Annotated in this window: 17 protein-coding genes and 2 pseudogenes; 9 read left to right on the top strand and 10 right to left on the bottom strand. The window is 65.5% G+C overall.

Going from position 1 to position 26154, the window contains the following annotated elements; genetic code table 11:
• Positions 1–351: 351 nt before the first annotated feature.
• The 3 genes from OG558_RS23905 to OG558_RS23895 are packed head-to-tail and all read right to left on the bottom strand — an operon-like array spanning position 352 to position 3737.
• Positions 352–2574 carry a hypothetical protein gene (locus tag OG558_RS23905; protein WP_405064979.1) on the bottom strand — a complete coding sequence of 741 codons (2223 nt, stop codon included), beginning with the start codon at positions 2572–2574 and terminating at the stop codon, positions 352–354.
• Complete coding sequence (locus tag OG558_RS23900; RefSeq protein ID WP_405064978.1) at positions 2571–3212, bottom strand: hypothetical protein; 642 nt, start codon at positions 3210–3212, stop codon at positions 2571–2573. The genes OG558_RS23905 and OG558_RS23900 overlap by 4 nt, the downstream gene beginning before the upstream one ends.
• A 15-nt stretch (positions 3213–3227) precedes the next feature.
• Positions 3228–3737, bottom strand: coding sequence for a hypothetical protein (locus tag OG558_RS23895; RefSeq protein ID WP_405064977.1), 510 nt, complete (start codon positions 3735–3737; stop codon positions 3228–3230).
• 492 nt (positions 3738–4229) lie between these two features.
• On the opposite strand from OG558_RS23895, the gene OG558_RS23890 reads away from it, so the two are divergent.
• From OG558_RS23890 to OG558_RS23875, 4 genes are all read left to right on the top strand, one after another.
• Positions 4230–4946: a hypothetical protein gene (locus tag OG558_RS23890; RefSeq protein ID WP_405064976.1), complete on the top strand. Its 717-nt coding sequence runs from the start codon at positions 4230–4232 to the stop codon at positions 4944–4946.
• Positions 4947–4955: 9 nt separating this feature from the next.
• Entirely contained in the window at positions 4956–6929 is a 1974-nt protein-coding gene (locus tag OG558_RS23885) for a S8 family peptidase (RefSeq protein WP_405064974.1), read from the top strand.
• A gap of 255 nt (positions 6930–7184) precedes the next feature.
• Positions 7185–7694, top strand: coding sequence for a hypothetical protein (locus OG558_RS23880; protein ID WP_405064972.1), 510 nt, complete (start codon positions 7185–7187; stop codon positions 7692–7694).
• On the top strand, positions 7628–7972 hold the full coding sequence (locus OG558_RS23875) for a hypothetical protein (RefSeq protein WP_405072301.1): 345 nt from the start codon (positions 7628–7630) through the stop codon (positions 7970–7972). Before OG558_RS23880 ends, OG558_RS23875 begins: the two co-directional genes overlap by 67 nt.
• A gap of 981 nt (positions 7973–8953) precedes the next feature.
• On the opposite strand, the gene OG558_RS23870 is transcribed toward OG558_RS23875, so the two are convergent.
• Entirely contained in the window at positions 8954–9151 is a 198-nt protein-coding gene (locus OG558_RS23870; RefSeq protein WP_405064970.1) for a hypothetical protein, read from the bottom strand.
• A gap of 762 nt (positions 9152–9913) precedes the next feature.
• On the opposite strand from OG558_RS23870, the pseudogene OG558_RS23865 reads away from it, so the two are divergent.
• Together OG558_RS23865 and OG558_RS23860 are read left to right on the top strand one after the other, a co-directional pair.
• Positions 9914–10762 (top strand): annotated as a pseudogene (locus tag OG558_RS23865) (ISL3 family transposase); the annotation flags it as partial.
• A gap of 1436 nt (positions 10763–12198) precedes the next feature.
• On the top strand, positions 12199–13053 hold the full coding sequence (locus tag OG558_RS23860) for a hypothetical protein (protein ID WP_405064968.1): 855 nt from the start codon (positions 12199–12201) through the stop codon (positions 13051–13053).
• 209 nt (positions 13054–13262) lie between these two features.
• Here OG558_RS23860 and OG558_RS23855 read toward each other — a convergent pair whose 3' ends face one another.
• The 5 genes and pseudogenes from OG558_RS23855 to OG558_RS23835 form a co-directional block, all read right to left on the bottom strand.
• The gene (locus OG558_RS23855; protein WP_405064967.1) at positions 13263–13748 is read right to left on the bottom strand and encodes a DUF4389 domain-containing protein; all 486 of its coding nucleotides are present in this window, start codon (positions 13746–13748) and stop codon (positions 13263–13265) included.
• Between the two features lie 349 nt (positions 13749–14097).
• Positions 14098–14832, bottom strand: coding sequence for a hypothetical protein (locus OG558_RS23850; protein ID WP_405072210.1), 735 nt, complete (start codon positions 14830–14832; stop codon positions 14098–14100).
• Positions 14833–15983: 1151 nt separating this feature from the next.
• Positions 15984–17149, bottom strand: a pseudogene (locus tag OG558_RS23845) (IS3 family transposase).
• A 207-nt stretch (positions 17150–17356) separates the two neighbouring features.
• Positions 17357–19870 (bottom strand): DUF3892 domain-containing protein, encoded by a 2514-nt coding sequence (locus tag OG558_RS23840; protein WP_405064966.1) that lies wholly within the window; start codon positions 19868–19870, stop codon positions 17357–17359.
• A 138-nt stretch (positions 19871–20008) separates the two neighbouring features.
• Positions 20009–21565, bottom strand: a complete 1557-nt coding sequence (locus OG558_RS23835; RefSeq protein ID WP_405064964.1) for a hypothetical protein — start codon at positions 21563–21565, stop codon at positions 20009–20011.
• Positions 21566–22119: 554 nt separating this feature from the next.
• Here OG558_RS23835 and OG558_RS23830 point away from each other — a divergent pair.
• Complete coding sequence (locus OG558_RS23830; RefSeq protein ID WP_405064962.1) at positions 22120–22578, top strand: helix-turn-helix domain-containing protein; 459 nt, start codon at positions 22120–22122, stop codon at positions 22576–22578.
• Positions 22467–23249, top strand: a complete 783-nt coding sequence (locus tag OG558_RS23825; protein WP_405064960.1) for an IS630 family transposase — start codon at positions 22467–22469, stop codon at positions 23247–23249. The genes OG558_RS23830 and OG558_RS23825 overlap by 112 nt, the downstream gene beginning before the upstream one ends.
• Positions 23250–24149: 900 nt before the next feature.
• Here OG558_RS23825 and OG558_RS23820 read toward each other — a convergent pair.
• Positions 24150–24503 carry a hypothetical protein gene (locus tag OG558_RS23820; protein WP_405064959.1) on the bottom strand — a complete coding sequence of 118 codons (354 nt, stop codon included), beginning with the start codon at positions 24501–24503 and terminating at the stop codon, positions 24150–24152.
• Positions 24504–25057: 554 nt separating this feature from the next.
• Between OG558_RS23820 and OG558_RS23815 the strand changes: the two genes are divergently transcribed.
• Positions 25058–26074: a hypothetical protein gene (locus tag OG558_RS23815; protein ID WP_405064958.1), complete on the top strand. Its 1017-nt coding sequence runs from the start codon at positions 25058–25060 to the stop codon at positions 26072–26074.
• Positions 26075–26154 lie beyond the last annotated feature (80 nt).

Raw genomic sequence — 26154 nt, 5'->3', positions numbered from 1 at the left:
CGATGGGTCCGCCCAGCGGTGGCGGTCTGCCGGGACCAACGCCGGCGCCGAGGTACTCGAGGTGGCGCAGGGCGACACCGCGCAGAAACGCCTGCAACGAGCGTGAATGGCCGGGGTCGTCCGCGAACCAGCATCCGTCCCGCAGGGCGGTGAGATCGTCAAGGGACAACCCCGGCGCGGCCGCAAGAAGGTCACGCTCGGCCGCGCGCCACAATCGCGCGGTCGGTCCGCTCATCGCGGGGTCCAGGTGCGTGACGGGATTGGTCAGCGCAGCCTCGGAGGCGATGGGGTACGCCGCGAGCTCGGCGAACAGGTGATCGAACGGCATGTGCGCCGACCGGATCGCGCCACTCACTTGTCCGCCTTCGAAGGTAACGTCGCCCTCTTGGTTGGACGGGAGGATCTGCTCGCGCGGGTGGACTGAGGTTCAACCAGCTTCCGCAGGGACGGTGGCAACGCTTGGGCGCGCTGCCTGCGGAGCGACGCGACATGCTCCAGTCGCTCAGCCGGGAGAATCTCGGGGTGCGTCGTCATGCCCATCTCAGGGGTGCATAACAGCCCAACCGCGTCCAGCCAGGTGTTCGCGCGCGGAGTCTCACCGAGGTCGCGCAATCGGCGCGCGAGGCTCCCCCAGTTCTTCGCGAGCGCCTGCCTCGGCCGGTCGAACGCGTGCCGCTCATCAGGCACATCGAACAGTTGCGCCGTCATGACGGCGACCCACGACCCGAACGCCCCGTCTAGTTGCTTCGCCCATCCCTTGTCGGCCTCGTCCAGCCAGTTCATCGCTCGTTCATAGGCCCAGAAGGTCGAATGCGTCACCCAAGGCCAGGGAACTCGACGTGGATCGGACGGAGCGGTCTGGGACCAGATGGTCGCGCGGGGAGCCTGGACGGTGGGGACCTCGGGGGGATGCGCAAACACAGTTCGCAACCGCGAGCCGACGATCTCGATGCTGCCAACTAGTGTCGCCGACTCGACCAGACTGAGCGACCCCGACTGCACCTCCGCTTTCCACCCCCGCCAGGACCACACATCGACGAACGGAGTCTCTTCCGGCGGTGAGGATGATTGGCCAAACCATGGCCGGATGTCGAACCGGGCATCGTCATCCAGAGACTCGCCAAGCCGCTGGTCCAACATCGCCAACGCGTGCTGGACCAGCGGAGAATCCGGGACGTCGCGCCCAGCCCCCGCGCGCTTCGGGTTGCGCTGGGCCCACACCTGGTAGTCCAAGTAGAGGTCGACGAGCCGGCGCATCGGCTGTCGCAGGACCAGCGGCCAGGAAAACGGTGCCAGCCGCCGGGCCAGCGGACCGGCCTCCGGCCTGGTCTCTGCCGGCCAGAACCCACCACTCACGACAGGGGTCAGTGCTACCTCCTCCAGTGGTAGCCCGAAGTCGCCGGGCGCCCACAGTGCTGCCTGATCGGAAGGCAGCTCGATGTGGCCAATAGCTGTGCCCAGGCTGTCCGCCCCAGGTTCCAGCGGAGTAAGTGCGAATGCGTGCCAAGGCTCGACGAGGCCGAGGATCACCCGCTGAGCCGGAGGTAGGTGCTTACGCAGCGCGCTGGCAGCGAGGTCGACCGCAACCCGCTCGTCCCGTGAGGTGGTCGAACCAGGCCAGCCGATGCGGGCCAGGTCACCCCGGAAACTCAGGCTCAGGATGGTGCCGAGCAGAGCGATGTCCGCGGCCAGAACGATGACGAGATGTGGAGACGACACGGCGCGGAGGAGCCGCAGCAGCGGCACGCACCCCCTGACGTTCAGGTCGACATCGTCAACCGGTAGCACGAATACCGGGTCGGTCAGCTCCAGGGTCTTGCTCAGGGCCTCGCTGAGGCGGGCCAGCACGGTGGCGAACCGGCGGTCGAGGCCGAGCCGCTCGCGTTCGGTGCGACGCGACTCGATGGCGAAGGTGTCCGGGTCGAGACTTCCGGCACGAGCGAGGAGATTGCCGTCGATGGTCAACGCGACCCCGGTCTGGAGCCGGGCGAGTTCGTGCGAGACATCATGGAAGCTCTCCCCCGGGTACAGCAACGAGGTCTTCCCGGGAGAGACATCCATGCCGGGGAAGCGGGCGCCGAAGGCATCTTCGACCCGAGCGAGCACGGCGCCGAGAAGGTTGACGTTCTCGGCGAGGGGCTCCATATCGAGGGTTTCCAGCCACACCAGCCGCCGGCGCAGCTCGCGGGCCTGACTGGCGATCGGTTCCGGAAGAGTGTTATCCAGAGAAGGTTCGCGTCCGGATTCGAGACGGGTGGTGGCGAGGATACTGGCCAGCGACAACAGCATCGTCGTCTTTCCCGTGCCTCGTTCGCCACCGACCAGAATGTTGCGACCGGACTGGGCCGTCGACAGCTGCGGCCTTGGCTGAGCCGGGGAGTCGGTCGAGGGGCCGGCTGCCCGGTCTTGGCTCGAGACAGGCCGCTTCTCCTTCGCGGCCTCCGTCGCGGCCGTCAAGAGATTCACGATGCGCGCCAGGGCGATCTTCTGCTGTTCGTCGAGCCGGTTGTACGGCAATGGACCCGCCTCGGGCCGAAGCGTCTCAGGGTTCCGGTCATCCGTCCGGGCTGTCATCGTGAATCTCCTGGCGTGTTTCCTGGTGCCGAGGCCGGCGGTGGATCCGATCGCACCGCCGTCGAGCCGCGTGTCTGTTGTCCCCGATCTCTCTCAACGGCTTCCTTGGCGCCGACCGCGATGTCGAAGATGTCCTTCAGCTTGGCAAGTGCATGCCGCGAGAACAGACCGCTCAAGGTGGCGACCGCCGCGACGCCGTACAGACCTCCCGCCGACGTGGCGACCTGGCCACCGAGGCCTCCTTGCAGGACGAACAAGAAGGCCGTTGCCAGAGATGCTCCAACGACCGGGTTGGCGAGGTACCACATCGTCCAGACGGCATCGAAGCTTCTGTCACAGACATGACTGGTGAGCGAAGCGATACCGTGCAGAGCACCCCCAAGCGCGCCCCCGACCGCTGACACCATGACGAACACCATCGGCTGGGTCGGCGCTCCACTCCACCACAGGTAGGAGACATCGGTCGCTTTGCTGCGCTCGAGCGCGTTGGTCGCGCCGATCAACGGGACCAGGGCACCCAGTAGCAACAGGAGTTCGGCAACGGTGATTACCCCGAGAGCCCAGGCCCTTCGCGGGGCGTTCGGGGCCGGCTCGCCGTCTCGGGAAGTCCTGCCTTGGTCAGACGATTCCGACTGCATCGCATGCTGCTTCCACTACCGCGATCCTGCGGGAGCGTCGCCCCGGCGTGAGCAAGCGGGACAGGCTCCGCGCAGCTGCCTTGCCCAGGCTGGCGACGATGTCAGAGATCTACCCAAGCAACGCGCGTAGCTGGAAGGCGTACTCCAGCCGGCCGGTTTGGTCTGTGACACGTCGAACATCTCGTGCGCCACCCCCCACCGCGCCGGCACGTCCTGGCGAATGTAGACGGGAAGCCAGTGGCTGTCCCCGACCTCGCAGTAATAGTGAGCGGCGATGTCGTGCAGCACGTGCCGGAATTTCACCGTGCGGGTTGGAGTCACCTTGTTCATCGTTGCCGAGGTTTCGTTGCCGGTGTTCGGAATCAGGCTAGTTGCGACCGGCGGTGCGTCGCTCCCCGCCCGAAGTGTGGCCAGCACCTCCGGTCCGCACGGGTACACAGTTGGACGGGAAAGGTCCGGCTTCTCGGCCACGGCACTCGCCAACGGGTCACCGGTGCCGAAAAGGACTGCCAGTTTCTTGCTCATCCGACCTCCCGCGCCGGCTACTACGGCGAAGTGCCATAGCGGTCTCCAGATCATCCGGAATCCTGCTGCGAATGCTTCGAGCGTCGACAGGCACCTCCCCGCGACTGCCGGCAGATCCCCGTCGGCTCGATCGAGCCAAGACTGTCCCCCTCACGACGCACAGCGTCAAATTGAGCGTCCCACTCGTGGTGAATACGCGCAAGGCTGAACACGCAGAGGGACCAATTCAACTGTTTGAGCGAGAATCAACGGCGGAAAGCACGGATTCGGGAATTCGCCGGCGCCGACGCTAGCGATCAGCCATTCGGTGGTGCCGGGGCCTTGGCCCGCTCCCCGCCAACCGGTCGCAAGGGCCTGCAGATGTCAAACATTTGCAGCCTTGACGGTGGTTGGGAGGGAGAGGAGTGTGAAATTTGACGTGCGGTCGGTGGAGCTGGGGAGCGGGTCCGGCCGGCGTTCTCATTGGGGGGTGTCGAGGTGCGTCCAGAATCGGTGGAAATCAAGATCACGCTTGCCGGCGCGCACATCGAGGAGGCGGTCGACCGACTCGGGCTGACCGGCGGCGACGCCTGGACGGTGGCTTTCTGCGAGGACGTCACCGACGCCGCGGCGTCGACGGCACTGCTCGACATCGGAGTCGTTCTGCGCGTGCGCGGCAAGACCGCGACGACCGGCGACTCGACGATCAAGCTCCGGCCCAGTCGCTGGTCCCAGCTCGCCCCGCAGTACTTCGAGAACCGGGAGGCCGGCGACGAAGAGCTGAAGATCGAGGCGGACTGGGCGGGCGACAAGCGGTCGCTCGCCACGGCGATGACCGTGCAATGGACGGACTCGCGGCTGGCGGCCGCGCAGGCCGATGCCGGGCTGGTCCCCGAACTGTTCAGCAAGGAGCAACTCGACTTCCTCGGCAAGTGCGGCCAGGGCCGGGTCAACCTCGCGGCCGTCAGCATGCTGCCGCCGATCGCCGCTACCCGGTACGAGAAGTTCACCCTCGACGGCCTGACGTCGGACGTGCGGGCCGAACGCTGGCAGGTCGACGCCGGGCTCGACTTCCTCGAGCTGTCGATCGTCGCCAAGCCGAAGAAGGCCGTCGCCGCTCAGGCCGCGCTGACCGACTTCGTGCAGCAGCAGCAGCTACCGGTCGACGACAGCCAGGTCAGCAAGACCCAACGGGTCCTCGACCACCTGATCGCCAAGTCAACCGTCTGACGCGCGCAGATGAGCGACAACGGGCAGGACCCGGGGCCGGTCTTCCAGGCCTTCACCATCAAGACCACCAGCCGCGCCGCGCAACAGAAGGTGGATCGCGCGATCAGCGACGTACTCGGCGCCGGCTGGAACGCCACGAACTACGGAGACCGCAAGAACCAGTTCGAAGTGATCTCCCAGGAGGATGCGCTGACACCCAGACAAGCATGGGATCGGACCTACCAGCTTCGCGCGCACAGAGGCATCGCGAGCGCCGAGCCGTTGTTCAAGGCCTGGGTCACCGACCGTCCGGAATGGGGCTTCGACGGCGACGAACAAACGGCCGCCGCGTTCGGTCTGCCCAGCTTCGGCTGTGCAAGCGGTCCGGATTTCGCCAAGGCGAAGCCGCATGAGTGGAGCATCGAGCTGGCCAACGTTCCCCTGGCCTGGCAGAACCACTTCGCCGGCGCCGAGCCCGGAGAAGGAGTGGTCATCGGCCACCCGGACACCGGCTACCGGCGCCACCCCGAGATCGCGGCCAACCTGCTGACCGGCGCCGGCCGCGATCTCGTCGACAACGACGACGACCCGCAGGACGAACTGAAGAAGACCCTGCCCTGGCAGAACGGCGGGCATGGCACGGGGACGGCAAGCGTCATCGTCAGCCCGCGAGGCGCCGCCGACGCGAAACCGGAGCACGTAGTCAGCGGTACGGCGCCACACGCCATGCTGGTCCCGTTCCGGGTCTCCGACAGCGTGGTCGTCCTCGACACCCTCAACCTCGCCCGAGCCATCGAGCTCGCCACGGACCGAGGTGTCCACGTCATCTCCATCAGCATGGGCGGCCTCAGCAGCGATCGCCTGCATGACGCCGTGGTCTACGCAACCAGCAGAGGCGTCATCGTGCTCGCCGCCGCCGGCAACTGCGTGCGCTTCGTGGTGTTCCCCGCGGCCTACGACGAGGTCGTAGCCGTCGCCGCGTGTGATGCCGAGCGGGGCATCTGGAAGGGGTCGTCACGAGGACGCGCGGTCGACATCACCGCACCCGGCGACCGGGTGTGGCACGCCACCGCGAACGCCAATGATTCCCTCAACAACGTGAGCCAGGGCTCGGGAACGTCGTACGCCGTTGCCACCGTCGCGGGGATCGCTGCCCTGTGGCTCGCCAAACACGGGCGGAACACGATCATCAGCGCGTGCGGCGGTAAGGAGCGGATCGCGTCGACGTTCTCGCAACTGGTGCGAGACACCGCAACCTCGGTCCCGGGCTGGCCGTCCGGGGAGTTCGGCGGCGGACTCGTGAACGCCGACGCTCTGCTCTCTGCACAGCTGCCGAACGGCCGGACCGTACCGACCCTCGCGCCGACCGCCACCCAACACGTTCCGTTAGGACGCGGCGGCCTCACCACCTTCGGCCATCTCTTCGAGAGCACCGTCCGCAGCGCCCAACCACTTCTCGCCGCTGCACCAGGTCCGGCGAACGGCCTCGACGACGGGTTGGCGGACCTCTTGCGGACCACCGCCGACAAGGTACCGGCCGACCTCGGCCAGGTCGGCCAAGAACTCGCCTTCTACCTGGCGACCGACCCCGAGCTCTACCGGCGGTTCGAAGACGCCGTCTCCCCCGAACAAGACGAAGACGCCGTCGACGACGTTCGCAAGCAGCTCCTCGAGAGAGGCGTCTCGGACGCCCTACAGGTCAAGCTGTCGCGCCAGGCCCCCGATCGTCAGAAGGCCTCGACGCCAGCTGAACCGCACCACATCGCCATCACGCCGGTGATGCCGGCATCCGATGTTATGGAAGGACCGTTACCTGTACGTCGTACCGGGCGGCAGGCGGACCTGAGGCGAAGGACCGGCGGAGGGTCAGGTGGCAGTAGGCCTCCTCGAGCCGAGCCTGCGCAGCATTGCCTCGGAGAGCATGCCCGTGAGCCCGTACCGCGGGGTGATCCCACGTTCAGCCTGGCGAACCGCGAGGCAAGGGTTCGGCGACATCCCGAGTGACGCCAGGTCGAGGTCCGCGACGTCCGCTGTCGATACAACACTCTCCGGATCGGCGCCGAGGCCGTGCCGCCGCACCTCCGCGTCATCGCCACGATCGCGCGGTGGCAGCCAGCCCAGCCGCTGGTCCGCGATCATCGACCGTAATCGACCGAACGTGAATTCACCCTCGTTTGCCGGCATGAGATTCTCCCCCATGAAATCGTTCGTAGGCTGCCGCCGAGCAGATAGCTCACAAAAGCAAACGATTCAAAGAATATGAGTCGAGATTCAATTACCAGACGGCTACGCAGTCCACATCCTTTCCTGCCACCGTGCTCCACTACTCTGTCAACTCCACGTATTGTGCTATGCAAAGACCCCGATCGCTCATTCGGCCAGCCAGGAGCAGAAATGAACGGTATCCGCGTCAGCCTCGCACCGTCGGTCCGAGCCGGACTGGGCGCCACCGTGTACGAGGGAGGGGCGACATTCCGCGTGTGGGCGCCCCACGCGACCGATGTCGCCGTGGTTTGCCGGCTTGCGGCAGACGAACCCGAAACGATCCTCCCGCTTGCTGCCGAGCCGGCCGGCCTCTGGTCAGCCGACACGAGGGTGTCACCACAGGAGCCCTCTACAAGTTTCAGCTGGGTGGCGCGGATCCCCAGCAACGCAACGATCCCTACGCCCGCGAACTCACGCACTCGTCGGGCACTTCCGTGGTGTGCTCGACCGGCTTCGACTGGGGACAGGACGACTACCAGACGCCGTCATGGGACGACTTGGTGATCTATGAATTGCATGTCGGAACCTACAACGACACCGTCGGTGGCCCACCGGGGAGCTTTGCCAGCGTCGAGGCCAAGCTCGTGGTGGAGTCGGTCCAGATCCTGCCCGCAACCACCGTGGTCGGGCAGTTCCGCGACCAGGTCGCTGCCCGCCGCGGCCACAACATCGGTGTCGTCGCGGCCGCCCGCCGCCAGCTGGAATACGTCTTCTGTGCCCTGCGCGACCACCACGTGCGGGCCCTGAACAAGCAGCCGGATAAACACGCGAGCGCGGCATGAGCCGCGCTTTGCCGAACTGGCCGGTCGCGGGTCGTCCAGGTCAAGACCCCCCAACCATGGCGTGGTCGCGCCTCTGATTGACTCCGACCGACCAGCACCACTGCGAACCCCATCATGCCGCCTACCGCGCGGCGAAGGGATGACGGCAGCCCACACCGCGTCTGCCACTCACCGGGACACCCGGCCTTGACGAGCGCCCAGCCAATACCCCTACAAACCCCAGGGAGCACCGCAAGCTCTGTCTCCGCTGCCCATAGCGTGCGCCGAACGGCGCCAGCGTCAAGGCCCTCCGGCCGCTACGCGGTCGGGCTACGCCCGAGCCTTGACCCCGACGCCTCATGCCGGCGCGCCCAGACCATCACCGAAGAAGCAGAACGACGGTCACAAACACCTCTTGACCGTCCCCGCTCCTTCAGGGATGACCTGGAAATTGACTCGTTCACTGAGTGCCACCGGTTTCATTCGGCTTCTGTCGTCCCCCGGCGACACCTGATCAGATGCATGACCATAGAGGACTGAGCCCAATCAACGAATAGTTCCGTCCAACCCCGGCAGTTCTCGGCACACCTGGGCAGGACGAAGACCTACGGAGAACTTCGAGCTGCTTGGCGTCGGAGCAAAGCCACCGTCAGTACGACTGCGGGCCATGGTCAGCACACCGATCCCGACCGCTGGACCCGCTTTCGCGGGCAAGATGACCTGCGGGAGGCACAGAGTCGTCGCCATCTTCACGCTTGCCGTCGACATCGCGCGTACGCACCTCTGAACCACGTCGTCATTCAATGAGAAACGCTTCCGGGAAGGTCGCGGCTAGATCTGACGCACCACGACGCTTCGAGGTTCCTACGCCTCATCTTCCGCGGCCGCCAGGTTCGCCGGTGCCTTGGCCGCCGAGACCGGAGTCTTCGGAGGCAGGGCACCAAGCGCCACCCTGTCGAGCGCACTGTGCAGAGTGCCGCGCACGGCTCTCGGTCACCTCGTTCACGGCTTGAAGTACGCAAGCTGCGCGGCCGCACCTCCGGCCGCGCCGGCCCTGGCGTACCCGCCCCAGACCTCGAGCTGTTCGTAGGTCTCGCTCTTCAAACGAAGCACCCAGAACGTCCGGCCGTGTTTCCGGACCGTCCAGTAGGTGCCGTCTGCTGTGTAGTTGCGAAATCCGTTCGTCTTCTTCGTGGCCATTTAGCTTCCCCCGGCAGGAATCGGTGATCCGGCGAGCATCAGGGCCGCCAACTATCCAGGCCCTATGCACTGATCACCCTGCGTTGCCAAGATGTTGTTAGCAGAGCTTGCGTGAGGTGGGCGACGTAGACGGCTGGGATGAGGTCGTCGGAGACTTCCGTGCCGTGGCGGGCCGCAGAAGATGTGGACTACCAAGATCAGGAAGGGCGGCCACAGGCAGGTCTCCCGGGTCTCGATGCAGCGACGAGGGGACGGGTTGCGCCGTTGGGCCAGCAAAGATTGACCATCCACCTGGCAGGCCTCGAGCCGCGCCGATCCATTGTTCTTCACGTTGTTCACGGCTTCGAGACGGCGCATGTCTCCAGGCTTCGATCTCGCCGACGGCGTCATCAGGCCGCCGGGTTGGGGCGATGTCGTGGTTGCGGGGATCCGGCCGACGCTGTCGGACGTGGTGGTGATGATCGCGTCCGTCTAGACGATCCGGAACGAGCCATCAAGAGCTGCACGGATCCTCTGCAGCACAGGAACCGTTCGGTCCCTGAGACCACGGTGGGTTCAGCCACCTCGAACGGAGCGTCTTCGCGGACGGCCCGCAATACGGAGGCGTAGCGCTGATCAGCAGTCAAGAAGCGTCGCAGTCCACGCTCTTCCGGCTCTTCGCAGTTGAGGGTGTAGCGGTGGGCGGGGCGGGGCGGTGGCTGCGTAGGGGTCGAGGTCTCCCGATGCGGGGGTTCCTCCGGCGTCCATCCGGAAGACCTCGACGTGGTTCACGCTGCCTTCACCGGCCCTGACCTGACCACGTTCTGACGTCTTGACGAGCTCGGCCTCGAGGTCACCGGGCAGCGGCTCGAGCCGGACCGTGCCGTGCTGGCCTGCCAGGTCGTCGACACCGACGAGGCTGATGGATGGTGCCGGCGCTGCGGATGCGAAGGCCTATCCCGCGACACCGTCGTCCGGCGGCTGGCGCACGAGCCGCTGGGCTGGCGCCCCACCACGCTGCTGGTGACGATCCGCCGCTACCGGTGCACGGCTGCGGGCACGTTTGGCGCCCGAGACACCAGCAAGGCCGCCGAACCACGGGCGAAGCTGTCACGCCGTGGGCTGCGGTGGGCGCTGGAAGGGATCGTGTGTCAGCACTTGACCGTCGCTCGTGTCGCCGAAGGCCTCGCGGTGGCGTGGAACACTGCCAACGACGCGGTCCTTGCCGAAGGCAAGCGCGTCCTGATCGACGATCCCAGCCGGTTCGACGGCGTGAACGTCATCGGCGTGGACGAGCACGTGGGGCGTCATACCCGTCGTGGCGACAAGTACGTCACCGTCATCATCGACCTGACCGTGATTCGCGACGGGACCGGGCCGGCACGGCTGCTGGACCTGGTCGAGGGCCGCTCCAAGCAGGTCTTCAAGACCTGGCTCGCTGAACGAGCCGAGTCCTGGCGCGAGCGGGTCGAGGTGGTCGCGATGGACGGCTTCACCGGCTTCAAGACCGCGGCTGCCGACGAGTTGCCGGACGCGGTCGCGGTCATGGATCCGTTCTGCGTGGTGCGAATGGCCGGCGACGCTCTCGACGAGTGCCGACGACGAGTCCAGCAGGCCATCCACGGGCTGCGCTACGGACGCCAGTACCTCCGCCCACTCGACATCGGCGGAACGCTGACCCCACCACCCAGCGGCGGCATCCTCGGCTGGTCCCGCATCCTGGGCCCTGAGGAAGCACTCGTCGTCGCGAACACGAACGGCGTTCAGCCCGCGCCCAGGGCACGAGTATTAGTCGACGCCAACCTCAACCAGGCAGACGGCACGATGACTGTGGTCGCCAGCACTGTTCACTCAGCCGACCCGGCCGCCCTTGTGCCCCACGCGGTCGGCACCTCTGTGCCGATCGAGAAGGACCCGACGGCACTACGTTTGTCACGATCGAGTTCCTCGGTCCGTCTGAAGTGATTGTGCTGCTGAACCACCCCGATCCCGTGGCTGGGGCTGGGGCTGTCCATTAGCGCAAGCGAGGAGCCACAAATACAGGGACGGATCTCCTGATGCGATACTCCATCACGCCACTCCCACGCCACTATTGTGACGGCTCACCATGGCCAGTTCCGATATCCCCGCAAGCGCTGTCGCAGCTCTATGTGCGCTACCTCGAGTTGATGCTGCCGCGGCGACTGTCACCGGGCATGACGTTCGAGAAGTATTTTTGGGTCTGGCGGTCAGGACGGCGGGCGAGTTTTCGTCGGCCTCGGCGACGGCGCCCTGGATCGAGGGCCTAGCACCGACAAGCAGCTCATCAGTCGGCCGGATCATGAGCTTCGCGGCGTGATCCGAACGATGGTCCCCGGAGGTGGCCGAGTTCCGCCGTATTCTGCCGCTGCATTCCTGGCTGCCGATGGACGGCGCAGCTGGTGCGGCTCGGGATCGAGTCTGTCCATGGCCGCCGACCGGTGTCGTGAGGGCAGTGCCCCCGCTCCGTTCGCACCGGCGGTGACCTTTCGGAGTATCTTGGGCCCGTGGCTGAGGGCTCGCAGGCGAGGGAGCTGGGACAAGGGTGCGCTGGAGTACGTTGGGTTTGTCCCGGGTACGGCTCGACGCTCTCTTGCAGAAGCTTCGCCCAGAGCCGATCCGCATGCACGACCTCGCCCTCGCCGAGCACCCCCGATCCCAGGGCTTCCCGACGAACCACCCGCCGATGAAGAGCTTCTCGGGCGTACCGATCCGGACAGGCGAGCACGCTTGCCGATCACCGAGTCCCAACTCGGCGCGACGTACGTCGGCGAAGTCGTTGCCTTACCGCCTTCGCCAGTGCGTGGCTGTTCTCTGGCAAGGACCTGAAGCCGTTCGGCAGGATTGGCAATGTTCTCGGCAGCGCGGTCACGAACGTCGCTAAGGTCCACGTCTCCGCCGCACGATGTGACCCAGCCTGAGGCGACGGCCGTCGATCTCGTACACATCTCGACCGTCCGGCTACCAAGCTCTCGCGCTATCTGCGGCGATAGTCACTATTCGACGGAACCCATGGCTGCGAGGCGGAAAGGGTTCATGAGGAGGCGGTCATGCTGCAACGGCTGAGACCTGCGATAGGGCAATTCACACCCCCGCTACTCGGACTTGCGTTCGGCGTGGCGCTCGTCCGGTCGTCGAGTGGCCGGGGTGATTCGCTGTGGTGGCTCTGGGCACCGTTGGCACTCTCCGCATGTGCCACCTCCGGCCTCGTCTTCGTCTACGGCGTGCGTCGCTGGGCTGAATTGACTAAGGCGGACCAGGTCCGGGTACGCGATGTGGCAATGCCCGTGGCGGCAGTCGTAGTCGCCGGGACTCTCGCCATCAACGTGCCTGCAATCCTAACCGGCACCGACGACGGCAGTGTGCGCAGTGGCGTGCTTCTGACACTTCCCCTCCTGGCCGGAATCCCTGCCGGGGGCGCCATGTACGGTGTTCGCTATGTGGCATCAAACTTGCCAGCAAACCTCATAGCCGGTGCCTGGCTCGCATCGCTGATTGACATGCGACGACTGTTGCGGCGGCTGCTTGCCGCGGTCGGCTCCTTGGTCGCGTTGACCACCCTTCAGGCAGCAGCGCTGATGGCGCTGGAGCGAAGCACGAACTCGCCCGGCACCCGGCCGCCGCAGTACGTGTTGGTCATCGGAGGCTTCGGTTCGTTGTTGGTCGCGCTGGCTTACGTGCCCGGCTGGGCAGCCCTCCAGCATCAGGGACAACGGCTGTGCGATCATCTTCTGCCCTTGCAGCCCCTTGGAGACGCGTCAGCGATCGTGAGCACGGCCGAAGATCGGCAGAAACTGGAGCGAGTCCTTGGCGCGGATCGCGGCATCATCGCGGACTTGCAAGCTGACTTGATCATCTTTGCCCCACTCCTGGCGAGCGCGGCAGCTGCTCTGCTTCCTCGTTAGCCCACAGCGCCTGTACGCCGTACGTCGACTGCCTCAGAACTGCGGATACGCAGATCACGGGTGTGGTAGGTGGCCGGGCAGTCCTGCGCCTCGCGCACTCCCTCCGGTGGGCGGGGCGCAGGAGGCTAGTGATCCTCGTGATCCTGCGTTCTCGCTGGCCTCGCGGTGAGACATGTCATTCACGAATGATCCCCCGACCGTGTCGTCGCTCAGGCGTCGGTCGTAGCGGCTGGTCCGTCGCCTGAGGCTGCCGCGACGACCAGCGTGGGATCAAGGCCGCCTTGGTCGAGGCGGAAGGGCGGATAGACGTCGGTCATCAGGGCCGCATAACCCGCGACCCGCAGGGCCCACCGGTTCATCCCGAGGATGAAGTCGTACAACGACCGTGGGTAGGCGCCGGTGAACGCGAGGATCACGGCGGAGACGGCCACCAGGATGCCGACCAGACCGCCGCCACCGCTGAGGGTCCACTGCCAGTTGTCGGACCGGTTCACGGCCCATGCGCCACCGCCGACGAAGATCCCGACGATGATGTAGTGCGGGATGGCCAGCAGCCACCACTTCACCAGGACCAGGCCGCGGGACAGGTGTCCCGGGTAGTCGACCGCCAGGTGCGCGGGATAGTCCTCGACCTCCTTCAGGGTGAACGGCGGGTACCGGTCGGTCCCGAGCGCACCGTAGGCGCAGTACGTCACTCGCCACGTTCGCGACGACCCGCGCGGCTTCCCCTCGCTTCGGACACTGTGCACGAGCAGCGATGGGTCGGCCGAGACTGACGGCAAATCGCTGGCGTCTCTCGCAACCGGCTTGTGACTGGCGCACGTTGGTGGACTGATTCGCCCTCGCCTGCCGACATTCGCACCGAAGGAGCCCGGCCGCGAGCACACTCCTGCCGAGTGGGCGCGGCTCGGTCCTGTCGGGAGGCGTCGCCACCTTGTCCCTAGTGGGCCAGAGCCGTTGGGTCAGCGTGGTGGCGATCCAGTCTCTAAGAACGAGACGGACGTCGCTGAGTCGCTTGAGCACAGAGCCCCACCGCGATGCTGGTCATGAGTGCGGCGATGCCGATGCCGGCGAGAAGCATGACCCACCAGGATTCGTCGGCTGCGGAGGATCGCGATCATCAGTGTCGCAACGCCGGCAGCCGCCAGTAGGAACCAGACGAGCGGCCGCAACGCGACGAGCGGCAATGCTGATGTGCTGTCGCTCTTGGTGTGGTCGCCAGTAAGCATGCTCCAGAGGAAGCTGCGGGTCGGTTCGGCGAACCGCCACGCGATTCGCTCGGATGTCCTCTCGCACTCGTCCTGGCGGCCAGTCGCGACCTTGAGCCACCGTCCCAGTCCGAGCGAGCGACACGTGAACGAGTCGATCGCCGATGCCTGTGGTCGTGGACGCCGGTACCCCTCGGTCCTTGTCGGCGTCGTTCAGCCCGTCGATCATGCTTCCCAGGCCGGCCAGCCCTACCCCAAGCGGGAAGCGTTTCACGAGCGCATTGACGAACTCCGTCGCATCCCAGCCCTCTGCCTGGAGTACGGCCTGCTGAGTGGAACGCACCCAGGCGGTCGCCACTTCGGTGTCGGTGCCGTGCATCAACGTTCCGATGTGTGCGACCGCATGCAACCTGCCCAGGAGCCAGTCCCAACGGCGCCGGGATTCCGGTCCAAATGCACCAAAGTGGCTGACCTGGGTTCCGCAGAGGATGCCGTCGCCAAGTTCAGCGGCCAGCTTCCGATGCTTCGGATCGGTGAGCAGAGGCAGTCCGATGTCAGGCCCGAGCCGCACGAACCTGAACGGCGCACTGCGTTGGTCTGGCGACCGAGACGACGTGCAGCGGGCAACGATCTCGACTGTCAAGGCGATGGCTATCAACTCCTGGTCTTCGAAGAGGCTGGTTTTCAGAACGCCGATCTGCTGGCCGAGGGCTTGCGGTACGTGGTGGGCGGCGAATATGCCGTTGAGCGCAGTGGTGATGTTGGTGACCGAGCTCTCCGGGGTGAAGCTCGCTGCCTTGATCGCTAAGGTGAGTGATTCTCGAACGGCGAGGATTGCGCAACACCTCGCTGGCGGCGGACACCTCCGCCATCAGTTCGGACACCGACCGCGTTTGGCGTTCAGTGTCTTGAGCCTCCGCCCGGCAGCTGGCAGCAAGGTCGTCCCGCAGCTTGCGCAGAATCAGCCGGGCTACCCGCTCGGCCGGGCCGAGACCCCATGGCCATCCAACATTCCCATCAGCGTCGCGAACGCCGGGGCTGATTGGCGCGCCCTCGGCCGGCGTCCACAGCGGATGCAGAACCACGATCCTGCCGACGTCCTCCCCGGACACTGCGGCGGACTTGTCGAGCACCGTCGTACGGCCCTGGAGACGGTCACGGCTTCCACACTGCGCCAGGACGCGCTTGGCCTATCGATACCGACCGCGCTGCCGCCTCGATGTCACGAAGCCAGTTCTCGACACCTTCTGGTTGCGGGTCGTCAGACAGTTGGACATGAACTCGGGTATCCGTGCGCGTCTCGATCGCAGTCACCCTTTCCCAGAGTGCATGCTGGTAGCGCTCTCGTCGGAGATCACACGAAGCGTGTGACAGGCTGGTTGTCTCGACGAGGAATGTTCTGAGCTCTCTCGCAATGAGCACATCCGCGCGACGCTCGGTGCCGGCGATCGCTGGCTCGAACCCGATGGATGCGCCCTGACCTTGCCATGCACGACCGACCGACCCGACCGTCCACCCGCGCAATCTCACCCGACAACACCAGCAGCTCAACCGGCAGGATCGAGTCCCAGAACGTCGGCTGATCATTTACAGTTCTGAGCACGATGGCCTCGATCCCTTCTAGCCAAGGTTCGAGGCCATCCTCTCCACCAACAGCACACATCTCAGGCACCGCCACGCGGCGACTTTTGGGACTGCTGCACGGATAGGTGACAGTTTCGGTCACGCAGCCTGACTGGCTGGCGTGGTCATGATTGCTTCGTACTCGATGGGGGTCAACCGGCCGAGAGTGCGTTGGCGTCTGCGGCGGTGGTAGGTCCGTTCGATCCAGGTCACGATCGCGATCCGGAGCTCCTCGCGGGTACTCCAGGTGCGTCGGTTGAGGACGTTCTTCTGCAGCAGGGCGAAGAAGCTTTCCATGGCGGCGTTGTCACCGGCAGCGCCGACCCGGCCCATCGAGCCGACGACGTCGTGACGACCGAGTGCACGCACGAACTTCCTGGACCGAAACTGACGATCCGCGGTCGGTGTGCAGGACACAGCCGGCGACCTCGGTGCGTCTGGCGACGGCGTTGTTGAGCGCGGCTACCGCGAGCCGGGACTTCATCCGCGAGTCGATGGAGTAGCCCACGATCCGGTTCGAGTAGACGTCCTTGATCGCGCACAGGTAGAGCTTGCCCTCGGCAGTGCGGTGTTCGGTGATGTCGGCCAGCCACAGCTGGTTCGGTGCGGTGGCGGTGAAGTCACGGCGGACGAGGTCGTCGTGGACCGGCGGACCAGGCCGCTTGCCGTTCTTACCGCGTTTCTTGCCGAACGCGCTCCACCAACCCATGCCAGAACAGATCCACCACGCGGTCCGATCCGCCATCGGCTCACCGGCATCGCGCGCCTCGTCGACCAGGAACCGGTACCCGAACTCCGGATCATCGGCGTGGGCATCGAACAACGCGTTCGCGCGGTAGGCCTGCTCGAGCTCGGCAGCAGTGACCGGCCGAACCAGCCAGCGGTAGTACGGCTGGCGAGCAATCTTCAGCACCCGGCACGCCACCGCCACCGGAACCCCGGCAGCAGCCAGCTCGCTCACGAGCGGGTAGAGCCTTTTCCCGGAAGGCTGGCCTGGGACAGGTACGCCGCCGCGCGGCGCAACACCTCGTTCTCCTGCTCCAGCAGCTTGATCCGCCGCCGAGCCTCACGCAGCTCGGCCGACTCACCCCGGGACACACCCGGCTTGGCGCCCTCGTGGACCTCGGCCTGGCGCAGCCACTTGAACAGCGTCATCGGATGAACCCCGAAGTCCTTGGCGACCTGCTCGACCGACACACCAGGCCCTCGGTCACGGCAACACGAACCACTTCGTCACGGAACTCACGCGGATAAGGCTTGGGCACAGCAACATCCTTCCAGGCAGGCCTCTTGGCAAGCCAACTCAGATGTCACCTACTCGTGCAGCAGACCCTTTCGGGTCGAAGTAGCTAGCGCTGAATGTCCCGTGCGCGTGCTCCAGATGTTCCTCAGGATGTCCGATTGGGTCAATGTATCCAGCAAGTAGAGCAGGCTCTTATAGCGAGCGTCCACATCGCGGAGCAGGGCGTAAGTCAGGTCCGCGCTGGGCACCGGGGCAACCGCCGCAGGTTGTTTGATCGAGTGCGATCGCCACGACTGCGAAGGTAGCTGAGGCCGCGCAGGTGGCTCACCACGACTCGCGGACCGGAATCACTCCCAGCGGTGAAGGTATGCCCGTAGCGTTGAATCCATTCGATGGCCTCTGTTAGCGTCACCTGCCACGGTGAGCCGTCGGGATGGACGCCCCCGACTCGATCGATCCTCCCTCCGGCTCGGGTTGCGCAAAGGATGCTGCGTTCCGGGTAGACGATCGGTCGTTCGCGGCCCCACAGCGTCACTGTTACGACGAACAGCCCGGAGCCATTGCCGGGCTGATTGTCGTTGATACGTAGGTGCATCGGCAACGACAGCTGGCTTAGGAACCGTCGGCGTTTCATGTGCTCACCGACCAGGAACCAGCCGCCGACGCGGGCCAGCAACGCGAACGGGTGTGCGCCGACCGGATCGAGTCCCGTGTGCAATGGCCAGCGGGCGTCGTCGACCAACTGGTCGGTCCATCCGGCCGGGCCATTGCTGCCCGCGAGTGCCAGCCCCGCCCGGATCTCACCGGTTGCTGCAATCTCGTACTCGTCGCCCCACTCAAGGGTTATGCCCGTGAAGACATCGCGCGCCGACTCTGCCACGGCATAAGTGAACGTGCCGACTAGTTGACGAGCACTGGACAGCACTGGTGGTGGAGTCGATGCCTTGCGGCTCTGTACGGTCGGCGAGAAGACATCGACATCCGTTGCCGGCAGGGGCCGATCGCCGAGTACGACGCGGCGCACCTCGGGCAGTCGCTCCAGCACGACCCGGGGAACGGCGGGGGCGGGCCACGCCGTGAAGCTGGGCAGCACGGGAAAGCCGGACGTCGCCACGGGTATACCCGCGGCTGCGCGCCGACTGACGTGTAGCCATGCCAGCGCCATGGCAGAGAGATAGTCCACCGCAAGGCGGATGTTCTGCTGATCGTTGCTGATCTCCGCGTCCTGCCCTGCCGCGTCGAGGAGGTCGTAGCGCTCGTTCAGTTGACGTAGCAGCAGGCCCTCAAACTCCGTGGCGCCGAGAATGACGGCTACCGCCGTCGCGTGCGCAGAGTCGAGAAGTCCCGGCTCGGGAGGTGAGGTCGGGGCAACGCGGGTGCGTTCGGCACGGAAAAGGCCGAGGTACGCATCACGCACTGTCGTGTCGGGATCGTCTAGAGCGCTGATCGCGAGGTGGGGCGGGAACCCGCGGGCATTGCCACCACCTAGGCGCATACCGGCCATCCAAGCTTCGACGCGCATCTTCGGCTCAAATTCCTTGAGCAAGTAGGCGAGTGCCACTTCTCGGGCGCTCGCATCGTTTGAGACGTCGAAGCAGTCACGGTGCCGAAAGAGCGCTGCCGCGGTTCCGATTTGAACGGGTCCGATGCTCCGCGCGGCTGCCTCCAGTGCGGTACCGGCCAGAGTGCCGATGGGTGCGCCAACTAGAGGAGCCAGTGAGCCCAACCCAATCGCAAGGCCCGCGATTATCGGAGGGAGGATGGCTGCTCCGGCGAGCGCCGCTGCAACCAACTCTCGGATGCGGCCGTCGAGGTTGCGGGAGTAGCCGGCGCGCTCCAGGGCCGGATGGAAGTCCAATCTGGAGGCGAAGTCGCTGCCGGCGATCGATCCAAGTGCGCGTGCGATCGGCAGTTCCATTGCCGGCATCCCACCGGTCGCCCCTCGTCCATTGAAGCCGCCACACGGCCGAATCAGCAGATAACCGTTGGCAGCAAGGTACTCACCAAGCAGCCGCACGGGGGGCACCAAGGCTCGCCGTACGGCCCCTGAGCCGCGCCGACCGACCAGTCTGTCGGCGATAGTCAGGCCACCTACTACTCCCACGATTTCGTCGCCCGAGGCCTCCCAGACCTGGTAGCGGTAATGGTAGTCGGGATGGTAACCGGTGAAATGATCTGGATCCTCACCAAGTTGGTAGGCATCGGCCTCTGGCCGCGGCAGCAGGGTTCGCAACGTGCTCAGGGTCCGCCAAGGGACCCGCTGCGGATCTGTCGCCGGGACACAAAAGCGATACGCGCCATCGTCGTCGACGAGGAAGTCAGTACAGACGTCCGAGCCATTTGGCTGCTGCTCCCAGTGGTCGGATGTGGCCGGATCCCAGCGGACCAGCCATCCTGCGTCGCCAGTACGAACAGGAAACAGCGAGCCTACGGTCTCGATCCCACGAAGGAGTGGCACGGACGACTGGCTGTAGCCGAGGCTGACCTCCACCGCCAGGGCGGTGAGAAGCTTTCCGCCCTCGAGCAGTGGGTTCTCACGCCCGTGATCCACAACGTTCCAACGCTGCACAAGTGCGACATCCGAAGGGGACAGCCCTTGTACAGCCTCGGCTGCCGGCTCCTGGAGCACGTTCCACAGCGAGAGAAGATTGGCGCGACGCCAACGCCCAATCGCAAAATGTCGCGCCAGCACCTTGGCTCCGAGAGCCGAATAGAGGCATTCATGTTGCTTGGGAGTTGCCACGCTGGCCTTCCTTCATTGAAGGACCGAACGACGGATTGCGGGACTCGGACGCTGCAGTTGACGAGCATCGCGGGCTCAGGTGTCGAGCACACGCGGTGCGGTTCCGGTCGCAATGCACCGCTGAATGGTTTTCGATCCTTAGCCCATCCGCCACCACCCGTGCCACCAATCTGTGAAGCCGGGCTCCCACGCGGCGGTGTAGACCTTGGAATCCGTTCCGACGACAAAGGCGTCAAGCTTGTCGGCGCTTCGAGAGACGGCCGTTACCGGCGCACCCGGAGCAGCGACGCCACCGTTGAGCGCCCACCAGCCGTGCCACCCGTCGGCATTGCCCGGCTCCCAGGCTGCGGTGCGGATGGCGCCGGCCACGTCGGTGACAAAGATGTCGAGTTTGTCGGTACTGCGCGAGACTGCGCCGACAGGTGCGCCTTGGGGTGCGACCGCGTCGCCGATGCGCCACCACCCGTGCCACCAGTCGGCGAAGTCCGGCTCCCAGGCCGCGGTGTAGATACCTCCGTCTGTGCCGGTGACGAAGACATCGAGCTTGTCAGGCCCCCGCGAGACGGCCGTCACCGCTGCACCGGGGGCGGCACGACCGCCGTTCAGCGGCCACCAGCCGTGCCACCCGTCGGCATTGCCCGGCTCCCAGGCTGCGGTCTGGATCGCTCCGTTGATGTCGGTGACGAAGATGTCCAACTTGTCTGCACTACGCGACACTGCGCCGATCTGGGCGCCTTGAGGCGCGATCAGACCGCCGATACGCCACCATCCATGCCACCAGTCGGTGAAACCGGGCTCCCAAGCTGCCGTATAGATGCCGCCGTCTGTGCCGACGACGAAGACGTCGAGCTTGTCCGTGTTCCGGCTCACCGCCGTGATGTGTGCTCCAGGCGCCGCGACGCCACCGTTGAGCCCCCACCAGCCGTGCCACCAGTCGGGGAACGAGGGTTCCCACGCCGCGGTGTAGACCAGCGAATCGGTTCCGCTCACGAAGGTGTCGAGCTTGTCCGCGCTACGGGATACCGCTCCCACCGGCGCACCGGGAGCGGCGCGACCGCCATTGAGCGACCACCATCCATGCCACCAATCGGTGAACCCCGGTTCCCAGGCAGCCGTCAGGATCGCGCCGGCGGTGTCGGTGACAAAGACGTCGAGGTGATTAGCGCTGCGAGACACCGCAGTGATCTGTGCGTGGCCCGGCACGATCGGACTGGCCAGACCACTCGCCCGGTAACAGATATCGACATCGCCGCCGGGGTTGCTGTTGCTCGCGACGACCGTGTGCTGACCGGTGTCCGTGACCGAGTCAACGGCTGTCCAGCTGATCGTCGGGTGCGATGACCCTGCGCTGATGTCGATGCCGGACATCGAGGTCCTGAACGTGTTGGGGTAGTCGGTCGCCGCTTTGATCGTGTACGCCTCGAGAGTCTGGATCGCCCAAGTCAGCTCGTCGACATTGGTCACCGACAGTGTGGTGTTCGCGATCCCGGTGAATTCACAGCTGTACGAGTGCTGGGTTCCATTGGTACCCGTCTGCGTCATCACCCCGGTGAGCACATCACCCGCGTTGACCCGGACCGGCGTCGTGTAGAACGACTGCCCACTTTGACCGTCGGCGTACCAGCTGGCCACCGCCCAGTAAGTGCCGCCGCCCGCTGCCGACGGTCCCCACTGGAGCACCGGCTGGTAGATCATGGTCGAGTTCTGAATACCGTTGAACAGGAAGATCGTCTGGCCGTTCGACGTGGACGGATCCGGCGGAACCGTCCAGGTGGTTGAGAAGCTGGAGATCGGTGTTCCGGTGCTGTTCGTCCACCACGCATACGTGATCCAGCCTGTGCCGAAGACCGGAGTGGGGCCTCCGGCTGCGGCTAACGCACCTCGGTTGACATTCAGGGGGTGAAGCGGTCGGCCGGCAGCGCGTTGCAAGTGCGGGCCGTAGTCGTCGAGCAGTCGGCCGTCTTCGGCAAACCGGCGAAGGCGACCCTCGCCGCTGTCCAGAACTGACCCGGATTCGACGTGGTGGACGAGGTCGGCAGACTTGTAGCCGCCGGGTGTCAATACGAGCTGGGGCATGTGATGGTCCCTCGGGTTGATCGTGACTTCTGACGAATCAGGCGGATTCACGACAAACGATCCGTCTTCTAGTAGCGTGTCGCTGCTTAGTTCTGGGGGTGTGGTTGGGAGGTTTGGGTCCGGCAGATCTTCCTTCCCCTCTGCCAGACAGGACTGTTGTCGTGCCTTCGCTGATGAAGCGTCCGGTGGTGTTGACCGAGGCGGATCGTGACTGGCTGGTTCGGGTGACCACGACGGGTGTGCATCCGGCCGCGGTGATCAGGCGGGCGCGGGTGCTGCTCGCGCTGGATACCTCGGTGGGCGAGGTCGATACCCAGGAGGTGCTCGCGGCCCGGGTCGGTGTCTCGGCCGAGATGCTGCGGCTGGTCGCCAAGCGGTTCGCTGAGACCGGCGGTGATGCGGACGCCACGATCTCGCGCAAGCAACGCGAGCATCCGCCGGTGCCCTCGCCGGTGACCGGCGAGGTCGAGGCGAGGCTGATCGCGCTGGCGTGCTCGCAGCCACCGCAGGGCTATGCCCGGTGGTCGCTGCGGTTGCTGGAAAGGCACGTCGCGCTGGTCGAGGACATTCCGGACCTGGATCACTCCACGATCGGGCGGGTGTTAAAAAAACGAGGCTGCGTCCTCATCTGAAGAAGTGCTGGACCATCCCACCCACGGCGAACGCGCAGTTCGCTGCCGCGATGGAAGACGTTCTCGCGGTCTACGCCCGCCGCTTCGACCCGGCGCGTCCGGTGGTGTGCATGGACGAGAAGCCCTACCAGCTGCTGGGTCACGCCCGCGACCCGATCCCCGCCGCACCGGGACAGGACCTGAAGGAAGACAGCGAGTACGTCCGCCGCGGCACCTGCTCGATCTTCTGCTGGGTCGAGCCGCTGGCCGGCTGGCGGCGCGTCGACGCCCAGCCACAGCGAACCAGGACCGACTGGGCCCACCAGACCGAACGGCTACTCACCCTCGACTACCCCGACGCCGAGAAGGTGGTGCTGGTGATGGACAACCTCAACACCCACACCATCGGATCGCTCTATGAGGCGTTCGATCCGGCCAAGGCGTTCGCGTTGGCGCAGCGCCTCGAGATCCACCACACCCCCAAACACGGCTCGTGGCTCAACATCGCCGAGATCGAACTGTCCGCGCTCACCCGCCAATGCCTGGACCGCCGGCTCGACGACCTCACCCTCCTGAACACCGAACTCGCCGCCTGGCAACAAGCCACCAACACCACCCAGCGTCAGGTCGACTGGCAATTCACCACCCACGACGCACGCACCAAACTCCGCCACCTATACCCAAACAATTAGCTGCGACGATCTACTAGTTGCTCCACGACCGAGCCTTGGGGCACACGGGTCATGGAACTTCGAGGCCGGGGTCCTCCGGGGGCGACGACGATTTCATCCGGATCATTCATTCTCGAATCCCGTCGCAATGCCTGTCGCGCTAATCTTGTGCGTCCGGATTGACCGAGCCGCCCATGCTGATCCCTTGTCGATCAGCCATCTGACGAGCTCCGCCATGCTCTGAGAACCCGGTCCACCTGCACCTTGCGCAGGTCTCATCGGCGGCCAGCTGGCGACGAGGGCTCCCCCGATCTCGACCTTAGGCCCATGCGATCGCAAACACCACACGCGATCGGACTTCACCCGATCTGTTCCACCGACCACTGCCCGCCGTAACCGCGCAGCGACAACTCCGGTTCAAATTGCCGGCATCCGGATAAACTCGTTCGTTTCATTCAAGCGCATCAGTCGCCAACCATCGGACCAAGCGCATTGCAGGCTGCTTGAAATGGTCTCCGGATGATTGTCTCAACGCTTGAGTCGTCTGGTGTTCCGGCGCAAGCTGAACTGAAGCGTCCGACGGTAGGGGTGCCGTGTGGGGCGCAGGGACCTGGGCCGGGCGATGCCGGCACTGGGCGAGGGGGCCACGATGCCTGGGCATTTCAGTCACATTTATGCGGCGCGGCGCGTCTCGGACTTGTTGCTCAGCGGTGAGTTCGACGACTGGCCGGATCTTGGCGAAGGTGGTGTGGCGGTCGGTTACTACACGCCCGAGTTCTGCGGGCAGGTGATGCGGCATTGGGAGAAGTTCACCGCGATCGGGGCGATCGGGCCGGACCTGTTCTTCTTCAGCCAGGACTGGAGCAACGACGTACTCGGTCCGCGGTCCGATCAGATCATGCTCGCGCTGGCGACCTTCTACTACTTCGACATGGCGGCCGAGAACGACTGGGAGCCGCTGCTGGTCATCCTCGACAAGGTGTCCTCGACGATGGCGGGGATCCTCCGGCTGCTGATCAGGCTGAACAACATCTGGCAGGACTTCGTGGAGGCCTGGAACCGGACGATCGGCCCGTTGGTGGACGCGGCGTCCGCGGTGCTGGACGACCTGACCGGCGGTCTGCTCGGTGAGCTCAAGGTAGCGCTGGAGGACCTCAAGCTCGCGCTGGTGAACATCGGCGAGATGGAGCTGACGACGTACGTCGACATCTGGGGAAAGATGAACACCTGCGTCCAGAAGGGGTGGACCGAGGAGTCGTTCCTGTGGAGCGACATGGGCCACTACCGGCGGACGTCCGCGACCTGTCAGGCACTCGTCGCGCAGGCTGAGGCGATGCACGACGGGTCCGAGTACGGCGGCGATCGGTTCCAGCAGATGCTGGCCTTCGCGCTAGGCTGGATCGTGCACGTCGGTACCGACACGATCGCGCATTCGTTCGTCAACGAGCAATGCGGTGGTCCCTACCGCGACCACCCGACCCGGCACCACCTGATCGAGAACCACCTCGACGCCTGGAACTACAGCCAGAGCGGCCAAGGTGGCTCAATTCCCGACGACCCGTGGGGGAAGACCGACGACTACCCCGACCTGTCGATGTCGGCATTGTGGTTCGCTGTGCAGCTGACTCCGGACAAACCGCAGGGCGAGCTGCGGCCGCCGCCGCTGCCCACGGACCCCGACGAACGGGCCGAGGCGCTCGACGTCGACGGTGAGATGCCACTGTGGCTGGCCGAGGCCGTGGTGAAGGCGCTGAAGCACACGTTCAAGGACCATCCCCATCCACAGATCTATTTGGGCGACGCGTTTCCAGCAGCAGATCGATCAGGGCATGCTCACCAACGTGGTCCGCGACGTCACCGGCCACGGCCTGGACCGGCCGTTCCAGGAGATCCTCGACGGGATCGCGCCACCGCCGCCGTGCGACGTACCGCGTGGGTTCCCATTGCCCTGGGAGGTGCGTACGGCGTACCGGCTGATGATCACGTTGTACAAGCTCAACTTCAACGGCTCGTGGGAGCTGCAGAAGCCCCGCAAACCCGACTTCGTGATCATGCCGCAGGCCTCGGACTTCACCAACCTGCTGCAGCCGCCGGACTTCTCCGGGGTGTCCGGCGACAATCCGATCGAGGACGCCTGCGCGGTGTTCATCGCCCTGGTGGAGTGGGCGATCAAGGAGCTGGGCGCGGCGATCGAACTCGCCGGCGACCTGATCAAGATGGCGGTGAGTCCACTCACCTACCCGCTCCGGCTCGGTCTCTACGAGCTGGCGATGATGATCTGGGACGTCGCGATGAAGACCCACAACGTGATGACCCACACCGGTTTCCTGATTCCGCATTCGCAGCAACGCTACGACGACGGCGAGTTGCGGCTTCCCAACGAGATCGACCTGCCGCTGATCACGCTCGGCGGAACCATCGACGGTGCCTTCGCGCAGGCGCTGGCGGACGCGCTCGACCCGTTCGCTCATCTAGACTCCCAGACGGGCGTGATCGTCAGCCATTTCGTTCGCGACGATCGGATGCCGTACTACCCGGTGCTGCAGTACCACGCCGACGGTTCGAAGCCCGACGACTGGGAGTTCCGGCGTCCCTGGGCCTACCCGTCGATCTCCGAATTCGAGAGTGGTGGTCACAACTTCGCCGTACCGACTCCGACCGAGACCTACGACCCATCGAAGTCCGACCCATCAGTCAAGTCGCAGGCGTTCCGGCCGATGCGGCCCGGCCCTACCCGGAGGGATCCACCCCGGACCAGGTCTTCTTCCGCACCGACGCCGGCCACGATCCGGACGGGCGGCACAACTACGAGCACGCACAGACTCCGTGGCAGACGGACCTGCTGAACGAAGAGCACATCGGCAAGGCCCGGGAACGCCGAAGTCCGCTCGGCGACCCGATCCCGTTCTCGGCGTACCTGATCGGC

The organism is Kribbella sp. NBC_01510 (assembly GCF_045040325.1).
GTDB lineage: Bacteria > Actinomycetota > Actinomycetes > Propionibacteriales > Kribbellaceae > Kribbella.
Note: the sequence above shows the minus strand (reverse complement) of the source record. Positions and strands in the feature narration are given on the sequence as shown.